Source organism: Arsukibacterium perlucidum DSM 18276, from assembly GCF_000382165.1.
Lineage (GTDB): Bacteria > Pseudomonadota > Gammaproteobacteria > Enterobacterales > Alteromonadaceae > Alishewanella > Alishewanella perlucidum.
In genome coordinates, this window is the sequence record NZ_KB907703.1 from 17050 (window position 1) to 33048 (window position 15999).

Here is a 15999-nt window from a genome sequence, read left to right on the forward strand (position 1 = left end):
CAGGCACTTTACAGTGCCTGGCTGTCTCCCTGTTCAAACCACACCAGCCCCTCTGCCAGTAGTTTTTCAATTTGTGCTTCGATATGCGCCGAATCTTCAAACTCAAAGGCGTCAAGCTGAGAATCAAATGCCAGGGTTGCAACCGCATTTTTGCCGTTGTGCTTAACGTGATACAGCGCCAGCTCAGCAAGCTGCAGTGAGACCTCCCAGTTAATTAACTGGCCGCCCAAAAGCGGTAACGGATAATGTGCATAACCTATTGAACAGGTCAGCCGAACAATCTGGCCATCGGGTAAATTAAAAGCTGCTTTCGCTACTTGTTCGTTCAGCCGGTAACTGAACTGACGAACCAGATCGATCTGAATATCACGCAGCACCAGCACAAAAGCCGCGCCGCTAAAACGTACTACATAGTCAGAGCCACGGGTTTCCCGGATCAGTAGGCCGCTGACTTGCTGGATCAGGCTGTCGCCAGCACTGTTGCCATACTGATCATTAATTTGCTTAAAGTTGTCCAGATCGACATGCAGTAACGCCAGGCATTTACCCTGATCCTGCATCGATTCCCGATTCCTTTGAAAGTGCTCAATGTCTTTTGGTAATTGTTCAAACATAAAACGCCGGTTACGCAAACCGGTCAGATTATCTTTATGGGTTAACTGACTAAGTTGTTCATTTAACTCGTTTAACCTGACATTACTGTTTTCCAGCTCCTGGGTACGCTGTCTCACCAGCCGCTCCAGCTCCTGCTGCTTGTGCAGCGTATTACGCCGAACCAGCCATAACACACCATACAAGCAACATAGCAGCAGTAACAACCACAATGAACGATATAGCAGGGTTTCATCAAAACGTTCTGGTACTATCAGTAACAGAGTGGTTTCTGCAGCAGATTGCCAGCTATGGCCATTCTGGCGTACCTGCAGCTGAAAAACAAAATTGCCTGGTGGTAAATTGGTATATACCGCCTCAAGCCGCTGCCCTACCTCATGCCAACGACTGTCAAAGCCATCCAGCCGGTAGCGAAAGTGCAAAGCATCTGGTTTGATAAACTCCAACGCAGAATAATGCAATGTCACATTACGCTCATTCATTTCCAGTACTAACCGTTGCTGGCCCTGACTAAGCTGATATTGCTGGCTGGTAGTGACCTGTTTAATTTTCGGTTTTAAAGCCAGCTCTGACATTTGCTTTAAATCTGCCTGTACTGCAATCAATCCTTTCAGTGTTGGAAACCAATACTCTTCCTGCCAACGCACTATTTTAGCATGCCCCGCACCATTGCAGCAGCGATTGGGGCCACTGCCTAACTGCCGGTCAAATGGTGTTAGTACCTCATTAATCACAAAAGGCTGGACACTGCTATCTGGTAAAGACGCCAACGCCAGTCGATAAATTCCTTTATGACTACTAACCCAAACCTGTTGCTGCTCAGCATCGTAACTAAAACCGACAGCCGGGCCATGAGGCATGCCGTTGCCGCTATGCAGCTGCAGCCATTGCTGATCAGGACGACGGATAAAAATGCCATCGTCAATAGTGCTGACCAGCAAACTGTTTTCAGGTAAGTGGATCAGCGCCAGAATATAGCTGTTGTAGAGTGCCGTGCCTACTCCCAGCCGTTGCAGCTTATCTTGCTGATACTGATATAAACCACGCGTAGTACCAACGAACAACTGTTCTGCAGTTTGTTGTAACGCAGTAATATTGCGGGATTCAAATTGCTCATTCAGGGGGGACATCGTTAACTGCTTGTCTTTGGCGTAATACAAACCTCTTACCCCGCCAAGCCAGACCCCACCTTCAATGGAGGGCTGCACCACTTTTATAGCGTTGCCCTGCAAACTGGGGAAAGGTACACTGAGTTCCTGGTTCTGCAAATTGTATTGCAACAAGCCACTATCGGCACCAAACCAAAGCAACTGTGGATTAGGCCAGAAAAAATCATGAATTGTCTGGCTACCCAGCACATTAACATCGAGCAAGGTTGTAAACTTGCCAGCAGAGTTGAGGATTTGCAGCGCCGACTGACCGGCGATAAGCAGTTCATTCGCGGGCGTTAAACCAACGCTGCGTATTACCGGATCAACCAGCCCATCAACCAGCCGTCTGATATTTCCAGCCGCAGCACGGTATAAGCCGTCACTATAACTGGCCAGCCAGATATTCTGCTGCTGGTCTTCAAAGATATCACTGAACCACGGTGTGGTGCCAAGTTCGGCTGTGGTCACCGTTTGCCAGTCTTGCTGATGTTGCCGATAAAACAGCTTGCGATAGGTTGAAATCCAGCTACCATTTTGACTGTCTTTAAAGAGTTTATAAACGGGACTATGCTCACCATCAGGCAACTGGCATTTCTGGATCTCGCCTTCCGGCGTCAGGTGGTAAAAACCGCTCTCGCTGGCAAGGTGAAGACCTTGCTCGGTCACTGTCAAATCATAAACCGGGGTCTGGGCAAGTTCTAACGGCAGCGGGTATACCTGCAATTGCTGGCTGCCAGCAGAGTTTAATTGGTAAATATGCTCTGCACTACTCACCCAAATACTGTCAGCGGCCTTTTCAAGCTGATGAACCTGACTCCGAACTGCCTCAATCCGGCTAATCTTGCCGGCTTTAATCCGGAATAAATTATCTGCTGCCACCCAGATTTCATTATCGGCCACCGCAATCATAGCGGTCACTTCAGCCACTATCGGATAACGTTCAAATTTCAGGGTTTTCGGATCAAAACCCGACAAACCCGCCTTGGTCCCAACCCAGATAAAACCGCTATTGTCCTGCAATAAACGGGTAATGGTATTACTGGCAAGGTGGCGGGTATTATCAGTAGTAAAATGTTCGAATTGTAAACCATCAAAGCGGTTCAGGCCGTATGAGGTGCCTAACCAGATATAACCAAGATCATCCTGAATCACGGCACGAACTGAATTACTGGAGAGACCATCATTGCTGGTCCAGTGTCTGATATCAAAATCATAAACTGACTGTACGGCTTTTACCGGCGCGGCAGTTGTCGCCACTGCGGTTAAAGCTGAGCTATTCTGTTCCGCACCGGCCGGGCCAAATGCGCCCAGCAGTAACATTACAGCCAGTACTATAACTTTTTTCATTCCCTCGCCTTGTGCTCCGAACTTAGCTAGCCGCTAATTCAGCAGCTGATAATATATAAGCAATTGTAATATCAGCCAGGCTGGCACAGCCGCCAGCAAATCGTCCAGCATAATCCCTAAGCCACCATGAACCCGCTGATCAAACCAACGGATTGGCCAGGGTTTAACAATATCAAAAAAGCGGAACAATAAAAAACCAATTAGCAGGCTTTGTGCACTTAAGGGCACCAGTAACATGGTAAGCGCATAGCCAATAACTTCATCCCAAACGATAGCGCCATGATCGTGCTCGCCAACATCATGAGCGGTCTTACCACAGATATAAATACCCAGCGCTGTGCCGGCAACCAGAAATGCCAGATACCAGGCTAAGCCGAGCGCGGCAAAACCGATAATAAAAGGGATGGCAATCAGGGTACCAAAAGTACCGGGTGCTTTTGGTACCAGGCCCACGCCGAAACCTAATGCCAGCAGGTGCTGCCAGCGGCTCAGTTGAAATTTAGTATTGGTCATGGGAAATGAACAAACCCCTGATGCTGATATTCGAATGGTTGCTCAGCCGCTTTTAATTCCAGCTTACCGGCAACGCCCGTGATCCGGCCGATGCAACTGACAGGTACACCATAAGGTGATAATAAAACATCAAGACTGCCACGCTTATTTTCTGGTACGGTGAATAACAGTTCGTAATCCTCGCCACCTGACAATGCCATTTGCAGGGCCGTGGCATGATCGCAGCTGTCTTTTAATGCCTGCGACAGTGGTAGTTTATTGACGTCAATGTATGCCCCTACCGCAGATCTGCGCAAGATATGCGGCAAATCGCCACATAAACCATCTGAAATATCCATTGCGCTACTGGCAACATTACGCAGAGCCTGGCCAAGCGCAACCCGGGCCGAAGGAAAATGAAAGCGTTGTAATAAATGAGCCTGATGTTTTTTGCTGGTTTGGGCGTGCCCCTGGCACACTTTTAAACCCAGCGCAGCGTCACCCAGAGTACCGGTTACGTAGATGTAATCGCCGACTTTAGCACCGGAGCGGGTAATAGCACGGCCACGCGGTACCTGACCCTTGGCAATCATGGTAAGACTAAGCGGGCCACGGGTGGTATCACCGCCTACCAGCCGACAATTATAATAGTCGGCAGTTTCAGCCAGGCCAGCAGCAAACTGACGCAGCCAGGCTTCATCAACCTTAGGTAAAGTTAGTGCCAGAGATAACCAGGTTGGCTCAGCACCCATGGCTGCTAAATCACTGACATTCACCGTAACCAGCTTATGGCCCAGCGCCCTCGGATCGACATCAGGAAAAAAATGGGTGCCACAAACCATCGTATCGGTCGTAACGACTAAATCGTAGCCGTCTCGCATTTGCAGCACTGCACCGTCGTCGCCCACGCCAACAATCACATCCTGACGCGCGATACCGGCGTCAGCAAAGAAGCTGGCGATAAGTTCAAATTCACCCATAGTATGTAAAAAAGCCGACAAATGCCGGCTCTCCGTTAGTTGGTCCGCAACACCCGGACCGCTTTATCAAGAATACCATTGACAAATTTATGGCTGTCATCAGCAGCGAAGGCTTTTGCCAACTCAATTGCCTCATTGATAATCACTTTATAGGGCACATCCAGCCGGTATTTCAGCTCGTACGCTGACACCCGTAACACTGCTTTTTCTACCAGATCGATATCTTCAAACGGTCGTTCCAGATAGGGCTTTAACGCCTCATCCAGTTTGCTGTGGTGCAAAACAACACCACGTAAAATATCCTGAAAGTAAGCAACATCAAGTTGCTTAACATTATTTTCCAGCAATAATTGCTGCTCAATGTCAGCTATCGGGTTATGGCTGACCTGCCAGCTGTAAATACCCTGTACTGCCAGTGAACGCGACTGACGACGCACATTTGGTTTCATAAATTTTCCTGTTACAGCTGATCCAGTACGTTAACCATTTCCAGCACTGACATTGCCGCTTCTGCGCCTTTGTTACCTGCTTTGGTGCCCGCACGTTCAATTGCCTGTTCAATACTATCAACGGTTAGTACGCCAAAAGCGACTGGCAGATTATAGGTTAATGCCACCTGACCGATACCTTTGGTACACTCACCAGACACGTACTCAAAATGTGGCGTACCACCGCGGATCACTGCACCAAGGGCAATAATCGCATCATACTTTTTGCTGGCAGCCACTCGTTGCAAAGCCAGTGGCATTTCAAAGGCACCAGGGATCCGCACAACTGTAATATCCTCGTCGGCCACGTTGCCTACCCGCTTTAATGTGTCAACGGCACCCTCTAACAGGCTTTCAACGATAAAACCATTGAACCGTGCCACCACTAATGCGAACTTTTTGCCCTTGGCTACATAGCCGGCTTCAATCACTTGCATGGTAAATCCTCTCGAATCTGCGGCTGCAAAAATCAGCCGCGCATAATATCACAAAAACCGCAAATGCGGCATTGCTGTTATTCGGATACGTAGTCGACTACTTCCAGTCCGAAACCAGATAATGCATGGTATTTTTTAGGCTGGCTAAGCAAGCGCATTTTCTTTACGCCCAGACTGGCCAGAATTTGTGAGCCCACCCCAACATTGCGTGAGGTACCTTTCCATGGTGCGGCTTTGGGTTGTTCACCTTTATCTTCAGCTTCAAATGCCTGCACCATCCGTATCAGCTCAGCTGTAGATTCATGCTTACCCAGCAACACCAGCACCCCTCCTTCATCAGCAATCCGCTTCATTGCGGTATGCAGCGGGAAACTGCGATTCGCTGCCCGGTCAGCCAACAGCAGATCAGAAAACGTGTTGTGCAAATGGACCCGCACCAGCGTCGCTTCCTCTGGCTTTATTTCACCTTTTACCAGGGCAAAATGCAGCTGATTATCGATGGTATCTTTAAAAGTCACCAACTGAAAATCACCGACTTCGGTCGGTAACTGACAGGTCGCTACTTTTTCAATAGTGGTTTCATTTAAATTACGGTATTCAATTAAATCAGCAATGGTACCAATTTTAATATTATGCTCACGGGCAAACACTTCTAAGTCGGGTCGCCTTGCCATGGTGCCGTCATCATTCAAAATTTCTACGATTACCGCTGCAGGCTCTAAACCGGCCAATCGGGCTAAATCACAACCTGCTTCAGTGTGGCCGGCACGCACCAGCACGCCACCATCCTGTGCCATTAACGGGAAAATATGCCCTGGTTGCACAATATCTGCCGGGCTGGCGTCGCGGGCCACTGCGGCTTTAACTGTCCTGGCCCGGTCCGCAGCCGATATGCCGGTTGTTACCCCTTCAGCCGCTTCAATAGAAACGGTGAAGTTAGTGGCAAAGGGCGACTTGTTTGCATCTACCATTAACGGCAAATTAAGCTGTTTGCAGCGTTTTTTACTGAGGGTAAGGCAAATAAGGCCACGGCCATGCTTGGCCATAAAGTTTATCGCCTCAGGCGTAACGTAGTCAGCTGCCATCACCAGATCGCCTTCGTTCTCGCGATCTTCATCATCCATCAGTACTACCATTTTGCCCTGACGAATGTCTTCAATAATTTCAGCAGGTGTATTCAGTTGCATAAAAACCCTTGTTAAATGTTGCTTCAGTAATACAGGTGCCTGACGCTGTTCTGTACCGGTTTTAAAACGTTCTGATCTGTTTTTGCTCAGTCAACTGCACTCAGTAGCGCTGTCAGCCGCAAATCTGGTCCAAGCCGGCAAATATCGTTGAACTCAAACCGGTTAGCCTGACTCAACGCCTTTAATTCTGGTAGTTCTGCCATGGCCCTGGCCTGTGGCCCCAATAATACGGGCGCCTGATATAAAATAAACTCATCGACTAATTGTTGCTGTAACAAACTCCCTGCTAGCGTGGCGCCCGCTTCTACCCAGATACTGCGCACCTGGCGGGCGGCTAGCAGCTTTAGCAAAGCCGCTAAATCAAAGTAACCATCGTTACTAAGCGGCACTGCTTGCTGCTCCACCTGCCATGGCATTTGCCGCTGTGGCTTATCAGGGGCAATACACAGCAAAATGGGGCCGGCTAAACTGAACAGTGGCTCACTGCCGGTTAATTGCTGACGCCGGTCCAGAATAATTCTTAATGGCTGACGTAATTCACCGTTATTTAATGTCGTTATTGGCGTGGCGTCGGCTGGTTGACGTACCGTCAGGCGGGCATTATCAGCCAGCACTGTGCTGGCCGTAGACAGCACCGCGCTGCTTTGCGCCCGGTGCAACTGCACATCGGCTCTGGCTGCCGGGCTGGTTATCCACTTACTCTGACCATTGGCGAGCGCTGTGCGACCATCAATACTTGCAGCCAGCTTCAGCCTTAGCCAGGGTCTTTGCCGCTCCATGGCACTAAGAAAGCCTCGGTTTAACGCTCTGGCCTCAACTTCCATTAAGCCACTTTCGACCTTGATCCCTGCTTGCTCTAGCAGTGCCACGCCCTTGCCCGCAACCAGCGGATTAGGATCAAGCATTGCGATCACCACCCGACTTACCCCGGCAGCAATCAACGCCTCTGCGCACGGTGGCGTGCGGCCAAAATGGCTGCATGGTTCCAGCGTCACATAACAGGTTGCGCTGCGGGCTTGCCCGCCAGCCTCCGCCAGCGCATAGACTTCAGCATGGCCTTGCCCGGCCTGATGATGATAGCCCTCGCCAACCACCTTGCCGTTGTTAACCATTACCGCCCCAACATTCGGGTTAGGATCGGTGGTAAAGCGGCCTTTAGCTGCTAACTGCAGCGCGCGCGTCATAAAGTCGTGATCAGCCGGCATAAAAGCCACTATTGCTCTCCTAAGCGGGCAATTTCTTCACCGAATTCACGAATATCTTTAAAAGATCGGTAGACAGAAGCGAACCGGACATAAGCCACTTTATCAACCTTGACCAGCTCATCCATGATCAGATTACCCAGCATATTACTGGCCAGCTCACGCTCGCCAGTCGCCCGTAACTGCGATTTAATTTTCTGAATAAGCTGTTCAATCTGCTCAGTGGATACCGGCCGTTTTTCCAGAGAACGCAACAAGCCATTGCGCAGCTTGTCCTCGTTAAATGGCTCACGTGAGCCATCCCGTTTAATGATCCGCGGCATCACTAATTCTGCCGCTTCAAAAGTAGTAAAACGTTCATGGCAAGCCAGACATTCGCGGCGCCTGCGAACCTGATGGCCATCGGCAACCAGGCGCGAGTCAATTACCTTGGTGTCATCAGCATTACAAAAGGGACAATACATAGGCAGTTCTCAGAGATAAAAATGGCCGCAAATGCGGCCATAATAGCACTAAATTATCGGTTAAGCATAAACCGGAAAGCGACTGCACAATTGGCCAACATCGGCTTTCACCCGTTCAATCACGCTTTCGTCGTTAATATTGTCCAGCACATCACAAATAAAGCCCGCCACCTGGCGTGCCTGTTCTTCTTTAAAACCACGGCGGGTAATCGCTGGGGTGCCAATACGTAAACCACTGGTAACGAAGGGAGAACGCGGGTCATTAGGTACAGAGTTTTTATTAACGGTAATATGCGCTTTGCCTAAAGCGGCATCCGCATCTTTACCAGTAATATCTTTGTCGATTAAATCCATCAGAAACAGATGGTTCTCGGTACCACCTGAAACAATCTTATAGCCACGTTTAATCATTTCATCACACATGGCTTTGGCATTGTTCAGCACCTGCTGCTGATACACTTTAAATTCCGGCTGTAACGCCTCTTTAAAGGCGACCGCTTTGGCGGCGATAACATGCATCAACGGCCCACCCTGACTTCCCGGGAATACCGCAGAATTCAGTTTTTTCTCAATCGCTTCGTTTTTACGGGCCAGAATTAAACCACCACGGGGGCCGGCCAGGGTTTTATGGGTAGTAGTGGTAACGACGTCGGCAACCGGAACCGGGTTTGGATATAAGCCTGCGGCAACCAAGCCGGCAACATGGGCCATATCAACTAACAGGTAAGCGCCTACTTTATCGGCGATGTCACGAAAACGCTGCCAGTCTACAATGCCAGAATAGGCAGAAAAACCAGCAATAATTAATTTTGGTTTATGCTCAAGTGCCAGAGCTTCGGCCTGCTCATAATCAATCACACCCGTTTCAGGATGTAAGCCATACTGCACAGCTTTATACAATTTGCCTGAAGAGCTGACATGCGAGCCATGAGTTAAATGGCCACCATGCGCCAGGCTCATACCTAGTATAGTATCGCCAGCTTCCAGCAAGGCTAAAAATACGGCTGCGTTAGCCTGGGAACCGGCATGCGGCTGCACATTGGCATAATCGGCGCCAAATAATTGCTTGGCGCGGGCAATAGCTAAATCTTCAGCAATATCAACAAACTCACAACCGCCATAATAGCGCTTGTGTGGATACCCTTCTGCATACTTATTGGTAAGCTGTGAACCTTGCGCCTGCAATACCCGCGGACTGGCGTAGTTTTCAGAAGCAATCAGCTCAATATGCGCTTCTTGTCTGGCGGTTTCATCGGTTATTGCCTGCCATAATTCCGGGTCAAAATCGGCAATATTCATCTCACGCTTTAACATGCTTTCTCCTGGGCGCGGGTTACGCTAACTGGTTTAATCACTGGGGTCTGAACTGGCGCATATTCTACCCTGATTTCACAAAGGATGCACCGAAAATATAGCCATCTGGCCGTCTGAAGGTGATGGTTATCGGATTGGCTGGCAAAACGCACAGCAAGCTTTACAGCTGCCTGTGCTTTACAAGGTAGTGGCAGCCCACTACTATACTGTATATCAATACAGCGAAATAACCACTATGGTCAGTCAGCGTAAAATTATTCATATCGACATGGATTGCTTTTTCGCCGCAGTAGAAATGCGGGACAATCCGGCACTGGCCAGTATTCCTCTGGCGATTGGCGGCAGCCGCACTAGCCGGGGTGTTATTGCTACCTGTAACTATCCGGCCCGTGCTTTTGGTGTGCGCTCTGCCATGCCCACCGGCCAGGCCTTGAAATTATGCCCGCAACTGCATCTGATGGCCGGCAATATGGATAAATATAAAACAGTTAGCCGGCAAATACGCGCTATTTTCCAGCGTTATAGTGATCTGGTTGAGCCATTGTCGCTGGACGAAGCCTTTATTGATGTCAGCGACAGCAGTCATTTTGGCGGCAGCGCAACCCGGATTGCCGCAGATATCCGGCGCGTTATTCTGGCTGAAACCGGCTTAACAGCATCAGCAGGGGTGGCGCCTAATAAATTTCTGGCAAAAATTGCCAGTGATGAAAATAAACCTGATGGTTTATTTGTTATTACTCCGGGTGAGGTCGCCGAATTTGTTGAGAAACTGCCACTGGCCAAACTACCCGGCGTTGGCAGTAAAACAGCAGAGCGCCTGGCCCGGCTGGGCTTAACCCATTGCAAAGATATCGCTGATTGCGATCTGGCAGTACTGGTAAAGCAGTTTGGCGCCATGGCAGATAGCCTGTTAAAACGCAGTCAGGGTATAGATGAGCGCCCGGTGCGCGTAGAGCGCCAGGCTAAGTCGGTTGGGGTTGAGCAAACACTGGCGGCCGATATCGATGCTTATCAGGACTGTGTTGAGGCGCTGAGTTCCTTATGGCCCAAGCTGCAACTGCGCTTGGCTAATCAGGGTGAAAAGGGCCTGCAGAAAATCGGGGTAAAACTTAAATTCAGCGATTTTCGACAAACTACTGTCGAATGTCAGGCGCAAACGGCCAGCCTGGAGCAGTTTTTACCGTTGTTGCAACAGGCGTGGCAACGCCGGCAACGTCAAGGGGTGCGACTGGTAGGTTTACAGCTTGGCTTTAACCCACCTAACCCCGGGCAACTTTGCTTGCCATTTGAATCGCAAGCATAAAAAAGCCAGCTCGTTGGCTGGCTCTTTACAAATACTATCAGATTAACCGGTTACAGTGACGTTTTCAGCCTGTGGACCTTTCTGACCTTCGGTAACTTCGAAAGTTACGCGTTGACCTTCAACTAAAGTTTTACGGCCAGTACCATTGATAGCGCGGAAATGAACGAATACGTCTTTGCCGCCTTCGCGCTCAATAAAACCAAAACCTTTATCTTCGTTGAACCACTTAACTGTACCGGAAATTAACTGTGACATAACACTCTCTTACTTTAACTAAATTTGCCGAATTTTCGGCGACTTAAATATTACCGGCCAGGTAGTCAAGCGGGTAAATATTCAACTGCATTATCAGTTAAGCTGATCACGCGGTCAACATAAATACCAGACGAGCAGAAAATATATTCTATTACAGGCCGCACCGGCTAAATTGCATCTGCCAGAGCGGGTTACCGCCGGCAGAAACAAGTTAACTTTTTCAGTGTAGCAGTAAAAACGCTGAACAATTAACCAGCAACAAATTATTTTTTTCTACGCACCGGGCCACTACCATCGTCACCACCTTCAAAGAAGGTTGGGGTCTTGGTTTTTGCGCTGTCAGGCTTAACCGGCCTTGGCTTAGCGGCTTTTGCCGATCCGCTGGCCTTACTTCTCACCTTAGGCTGTTGCGTTGGGGCAACAATCCCGCTAAATCGCGCGGGTAATGCCTCTACCACTGAAAACTCAATAGCATGGCGTAAAAACGCTTCAATATTCTGTAAACTCGGCCAGTCTTTTGGCCCCACCAGCGATATTGCCTGGCCCTTTGCTCCTGCCCTGCCGGTGCGGCCAATCCGATGCACATATTCTTCAGGGTGCTTTGGCAGATCAAAGTTAATAACGTGTGATACCTTAAGTAAGTCAAGGCCGCGAGACGCCAAATCGGTGGTAACCAGCACCTGAAATTTACCAGTGGCAAATTGCTGCATTACACTATTTCGCTGTTGCTGACTTAGTTTTCCGCTTAATCCCACTGCAGTAAAACCCGCTGCTTCACACACACTGGTTAAGCGTTCGGCGTCGGCACGGGTAGCCGTAAACATAATAAGCTGATTAATGTCCTGCTGTTGTAAAAAGTGGCTCAGCAGCGCTTCCTTATGGCTTAAGTTATCGGCGAGGAAGAACCGCTGCTCAATATCCTGGTGTTGCTGGTAGCCAGCCCCTACCGCGACCCGGTATGGATTCTTTAACAAGGCCAGTGCCAGATTATCCACTTCAGCATGATCGAGCGTGGCCGAAAATAACATAGTCTGGCGTAAACGATGGTCAGCCGCTTTATTGATGAAGGTAAGTTGCGGCAGGAAACCTAAATCCAGCATCCGGTCAGCTTCATCCAGGATCAGCATCTCTAAACCATGCAAAAACAAGGCTTTATGCTCAAGGTGATCGACGAACCGCCCCGGTGTTGCTACCACAATAGTTGGCTGACGCTTCAGGATTTTTTCCTGATCATTGAAGTTTTCACCGCCAACAATTAATGCAGCTGTAACCGGGGTATTGGCCACCAACAACCGCAATTGGGCATAAACCTGCTTCGCCAGTTCCCGGGTAGGCGCTAAAATCAGCGCCCGGGCGTCTTGCTTTGACAATGCCCTGCTTTTCAACAGCCGCTGCATCATTGGCAATAAATAGGCCAGGGTTTTACCCGAGCCGGTTTGCGAGGATACAATTAAATCGCGGCCTACCATTACTGCCGGTATGGCTTCTTGTTGAATCTCTGTCGGCTTAGCAAAGCCCAGATGCTGGATGGACCTGAGTAAGCGTGGATCTAACGCTAAATCTTTAAATGGCAAAATTAACCTCATCACCTTGGAGTACTGGTATATGATAACCGAACTGGCCCATTTGAGTTAATAAGATTGCTTAAGGTACACTAAGCTGCTTATTTACCCTGCAACCCGAGTAGCCCTGATATGAGTAATGCGTTACGTGACCAGCTGCTGAAAGCTGGCCTGGCCGATGCCAAAAAAGTAAAAAAAGTAAAAAAAGAGAAGCACCAGCTAAAAACTCAGGCTGGCAAAAAAGCCATACCAGACAACCAGACAGCAACGCTGGCACAGCAAGCCAAAGCTGAGCAAGTAGAACGCGATCGTGAACTTAACCGGCAAAAGCAAGCTGAGTTAGCCCAAAAAGCTATTGCCGCTCAGGTAAAACAAATAATTGAAACCAATGCCATTAATAGTAAAGGTGACGTTGGCTTTAATTTTGTTGATGGTAAGTTGGTCAAAAAGCTGTACGTCAGCAGTAAACTGCATGACGAGCTCAGCCGAGGCCTGGTGGCCATTGCCCGTCTGGCAGAACAGTATATTTTAATCCCTGCGCAAGTAGCAGAAAAAGTAATGCAGCGTGATGCCGCTAGCATAGTGTTACTTAATACCAAGCAACAACAACCGGATGAAGATGATCCTTATGCTGATTATCAGATCCCGGATGATTTGATGTGGTAATTTTTTGCTAATCTCTATCTATAGTCAGGAGACACCATGCGTTTATTAACTTCGTTTTTATGCCTGTCGCTACTGCTGCTTAGCAGCTCATTATCAGCGGCCAGTGTCTGGAAAGTCAGTAAGGGAGATCAACATTTTTATCTGGCGGGTACAGTTCATTTGCTTAGCAAAAGTGATTATCCACTGCCTGCAGCGTATGACACTGCGTTTAATGCCAGCAGCCATTTACTGTTCGAAACCGATTTAAATGTGTTAACCAGCCCGGCCGGGCTAACAAAAATGATGCAGCAAAACACCTATAGTGACGGCAGGACCCTGGAGCAGGTATTGTCAGCCGGGGTTTATCAACGGCTAAAAACTTACGCCACTGCACGCAATATGCCGATTGCAGCAATCAGTCGTTTTAAACCGGGTTTTGCCGCCATGATGCTGGCAACCGTTGAAATGCAACGTTTAGGTACTGCAGAAACCGGCGTGGATATGCATTATATGCAACTGGGGCAGCAACAAAATAAGAGCATTGCCGGCCTGGAAACCATAGATGAACATCTGGCAGTGCTGGATGGCATGAATCAGCTGGATCCTGATCTGACCATCAGTTCTACCCTCGATGATATGCATAAAGTTGAAGAGCAACTGCTTGAAATGAAGCAAGCCTGGCGTGGTGGTGATGCCGCCAAACTGGAGCAATTGTTTATTGGTGATTTGCAGCAAATACCGCAGTTGTATGAGATTTTACTGGTTAAACGCAATCACGCCTGGATGCCACAGTTACAAGCGCTAACCAGCACCGGGCAAACTACTATGGTATTGGTGGGCGCTTTACATCTGGCCGGTGAAGATGGTTTATTGCAGCTGTTACAACAACAAGGCTATGCCATAAGCCAGCTTACCGAGTAACGCTTAGCGGCAAATTAAGCTGCTCCGCCAAAACGCAGCTATTTAACGGCAACCCTGGCGGGCGCTAACACCTTTTACCCCTTCGGCAAACGCTGGCGCAAGTTGCCAGCGTGGCCGGATAGGAGTTAAAGGCAATTCGCGCTTACGGGCGACCAGCAAATAACAGCCTGCAAAATAATTCAGATACTTCTCAGCAAAGCGTTGCATACTGTTGTTGCTGTACTCACTCACCAACATGCTGCCATAAAAAAAGCGTTGTTCAGACAGCACTTCAAAACCAATCAAATGTAACCAGTCTTTGACCCGGCCTGGCGAAAAAAACCGGCCCTGCCAGGGATAACGCTGCTTCAGCCAGGGTGCGATACCAACCAGCCCCAGAATACTGAGCGGATTAAAACCGGTTAATAATAAATAACCATCTGGCAGCAGTACCCTATGGGCTTCCCGCACAATATGGTGCGGATCGGTTTGATACTCCAGACAGTGGCTAAGTAATACCGCATCAATACTATGGCTATCTATTGGCAACGTATCTGGCAAACCAATCAGATGACTTTTACCGTTATCTGTACTGCCTAAATGTACCTGATGCTTAATTTTGCAACCCGGTAAGGTTAAGTCACTGCTTAAATCGCCCACTTTAAGCAAATAGTAACCAAAAATTTGCTGCCACCATGGCTGTAATTGCCCGGCTATTGCCTGCGCTAACGCCGGCCCCTGTAAAAACGCCTGCCAGCTCTCAGGTACCTGCGGTTCGTTTTCGTTCAATGCCGGTTTCATGATAAAGTTGTGCCTGCTTTAATGTTGAGAGACCTTTAATGTTTAAAGAAAACGTTAAGAGAAAACCTGATGCTGACTATTAACCCGCTTGCTGCCTTTGAGGATAACTACATTTGGAGCCTGTGTCAGCCAGATAACCCATTTTGTATTGTAGTTGACCCCGGCGATGCTAAACCAGTGCTGGCTTTTTTAAAGCAACAGCAGAAGTCTTTGTACGCAATTCTGATCACCCATCATCACCCTGACCATACCGGTGGCCTGGCTGAACTGCAACAAGCCTGGCCGGATGTGCGGATTATTGGCCCTGGCGCCGAGCAAACCAAAATACCGCTGTTAACCGAGCAGGTGCAACAAGGTGATACTGTTCAGCTGCCACCTTTTCAAACTCAGTTACAGGTAATCGATTTGCCCGGCCACACCCTTGGCCACATTGGCTTTTACAGCAAGCCTTACTTATTTTGTGGTGATACCCTGTTTAGCGCTGGCTGCGGCCGCCTGTTTGAAGGTAGCGCGGCGCAATTACATCACTCCCTGTGCAAACTAGCGACATTGCCAGCCGATACACAAGTGTATTGCACGCATGAGTATACGCTGGCAAACCTGCGTTTCGCCCTGACAATTGAACCTGATAATCAGCAGTTAAAAAATTATCAGCAACACTGTCAGAGCTTACGCCAGCAAAATAAGCCCACATTGCCCGGCAATTTGGCAACCGAACAACAAGTTAATCCGTTTTTACGATGCGAAAACAAAGCGTTGCAACAGCGCTTCCAACAAAACACCAGCCTGGGCCTGTTTACCCTGCTCAGAACGATGAAGGACCCGTTTAAATCCTGACTTGCAATCAGGCTTTGAACAG

Annotated in this window: 16 protein-coding genes; 4 read left to right on the top strand and 12 right to left on the bottom strand. The window is 48.8% G+C overall.

The features are described from left to right. Positions 1-8: 8 nt before the first annotated feature. The 9 genes from H141_RS0102985 to glyA all read right to left on the bottom strand — a co-directional run bounded on the left by H141_RS0102985 (position 9) and on the right by glyA (position 9674). Entirely contained in the window at positions 9-3110 is a 3102-nt protein-coding gene (locus H141_RS0102985; protein WP_019674763.1) for a ligand-binding sensor domain-containing protein, read from the bottom strand. A gap of 33 nt (positions 3111-3143) precedes the next feature. Further along, positions 3144-3623: a phosphatidylglycerophosphatase A family protein gene (locus H141_RS0102990; RefSeq protein WP_019674764.1), complete on the bottom strand. Its 480-nt coding sequence runs from the start codon at positions 3621-3623 to the stop codon at positions 3144-3146. Continuing rightward, positions 3620-4603: a thiamine-phosphate kinase gene (gene thiL / locus H141_RS0102995; RefSeq protein WP_240473084.1), complete on the bottom strand. Its 984-nt coding sequence runs from the start codon at positions 4601-4603 to the stop codon at positions 3620-3622. Before thiL ends, H141_RS0102990 begins: the two co-directional genes overlap by 4 nt. A 14-nt stretch (positions 4604-4617) precedes the next feature. Continuing rightward, positions 4618-5031: a transcription antitermination factor NusB gene (nusB, locus tag H141_RS0103000; RefSeq protein WP_019674766.1), complete on the bottom strand. Its 414-nt coding sequence runs from the start codon at positions 5029-5031 to the stop codon at positions 4618-4620. Positions 5032-5042: 11 nt separating this feature from the next. Next, on the bottom strand, positions 5043-5507 hold the full coding sequence (ribH, locus tag H141_RS0103005; protein ID WP_019674767.1) for a 6,7-dimethyl-8-ribityllumazine synthase: 465 nt from the start codon (positions 5505-5507) through the stop codon (positions 5043-5045). Positions 5508-5584: 77 nt separating this feature from the next. Continuing rightward, the gene (ribBA, locus tag H141_RS0103010; protein WP_019674768.1) at positions 5585-6694 is read right to left on the bottom strand and encodes a bifunctional 3,4-dihydroxy-2-butanone-4-phosphate synthase/GTP cyclohydrolase II; all 1110 of its coding nucleotides are present in this window, start codon (positions 6692-6694) and stop codon (positions 5585-5587) included. Between the two features lie 86 nt (positions 6695-6780). Further along, positions 6781-7899, bottom strand: coding sequence for a bifunctional diaminohydroxyphosphoribosylaminopyrimidine deaminase/5-amino-6-(5-phosphoribosylamino)uracil reductase RibD (ribD, locus tag H141_RS0103015; protein ID WP_033425364.1), 1119 nt, complete (start codon positions 7897-7899; stop codon positions 6781-6783). A gap of 8 nt (positions 7900-7907) precedes the next feature. Continuing rightward, positions 7908-8360 carry a transcriptional regulator NrdR gene (gene nrdR, locus H141_RS0103020; RefSeq protein WP_019674770.1) on the bottom strand — a complete coding sequence of 151 codons (453 nt, stop codon included), beginning with the start codon at positions 8358-8360 and terminating at the stop codon, positions 7908-7910. Positions 8361-8420: 60 nt separating this feature from the next. Continuing rightward, the gene (gene glyA, locus H141_RS0103025; RefSeq protein WP_019674771.1) at positions 8421-9674 is read right to left on the bottom strand and encodes a serine hydroxymethyltransferase; all 1254 of its coding nucleotides are present in this window, start codon (positions 9672-9674) and stop codon (positions 8421-8423) included. A gap of 172 nt (positions 9675-9846) precedes the next feature. Between glyA and dinB the strand changes: the two genes are divergently transcribed. Next, positions 9847-10977 carry a DNA polymerase IV gene (dinB, locus tag H141_RS0103030; protein WP_240473085.1) on the top strand — a complete coding sequence of 377 codons (1131 nt, stop codon included), beginning with the start codon at positions 9847-9849 and terminating at the stop codon, positions 10975-10977. 42 nt (positions 10978-11019) lie between these two features. Here the strand turns inward: dinB and H141_RS0103035 are convergent, their stop codons facing one another. Beyond that, positions 11020-11232 carry a cold-shock protein gene (locus H141_RS0103035; protein WP_019674773.1) on the bottom strand — a complete coding sequence of 71 codons (213 nt, stop codon included), beginning with the start codon at positions 11230-11232 and terminating at the stop codon, positions 11020-11022. Positions 11233-11495: 263 nt separating this feature from the next. Continuing rightward, the gene (locus H141_RS0103040; protein ID WP_019674774.1) at positions 11496-12818 is read right to left on the bottom strand and encodes a DEAD/DEAH box helicase; all 1323 of its coding nucleotides are present in this window, start codon (positions 12816-12818) and stop codon (positions 11496-11498) included. A 108-nt stretch (positions 12819-12926) separates the two neighbouring features. Here H141_RS0103040 and H141_RS0103045 point away from each other — a divergent pair, with 108 nt between their 5' ends. Together H141_RS0103045 and H141_RS0103050 are read left to right on the top strand one after the other, a co-directional pair. Next, positions 12927-13460 carry a DUF2058 domain-containing protein gene (locus H141_RS0103045; RefSeq protein WP_019674775.1) on the top strand — a complete coding sequence of 178 codons (534 nt, stop codon included), beginning with the start codon at positions 12927-12929 and terminating at the stop codon, positions 13458-13460. A gap of 36 nt (positions 13461-13496) precedes the next feature. Next, positions 13497-14360: a TraB/GumN family protein gene (locus H141_RS0103050; protein WP_019674776.1), complete on the top strand. Its 864-nt coding sequence runs from the start codon at positions 13497-13499 to the stop codon at positions 14358-14360. 42 nt (positions 14361-14402) lie between these two features. Here the strand turns inward: H141_RS0103050 and H141_RS0103055 are convergent, their stop codons facing one another. Beyond that, positions 14403-15140 (bottom strand): methyltransferase domain-containing protein, encoded by a 738-nt coding sequence (locus H141_RS0103055; protein WP_019674777.1) that lies wholly within the window; start codon positions 15138-15140, stop codon positions 14403-14405. A 69-nt stretch (positions 15141-15209) separates the two neighbouring features. Between H141_RS0103055 and gloB the strand changes: the two genes are divergently transcribed. Next, entirely contained in the window at positions 15210-15977 is a 768-nt protein-coding gene (gene gloB, locus H141_RS0103060; protein ID WP_019674778.1) for a hydroxyacylglutathione hydrolase, read from the top strand. The last annotated feature ends 22 nt before the right edge of the window (positions 15978-15999 follow it).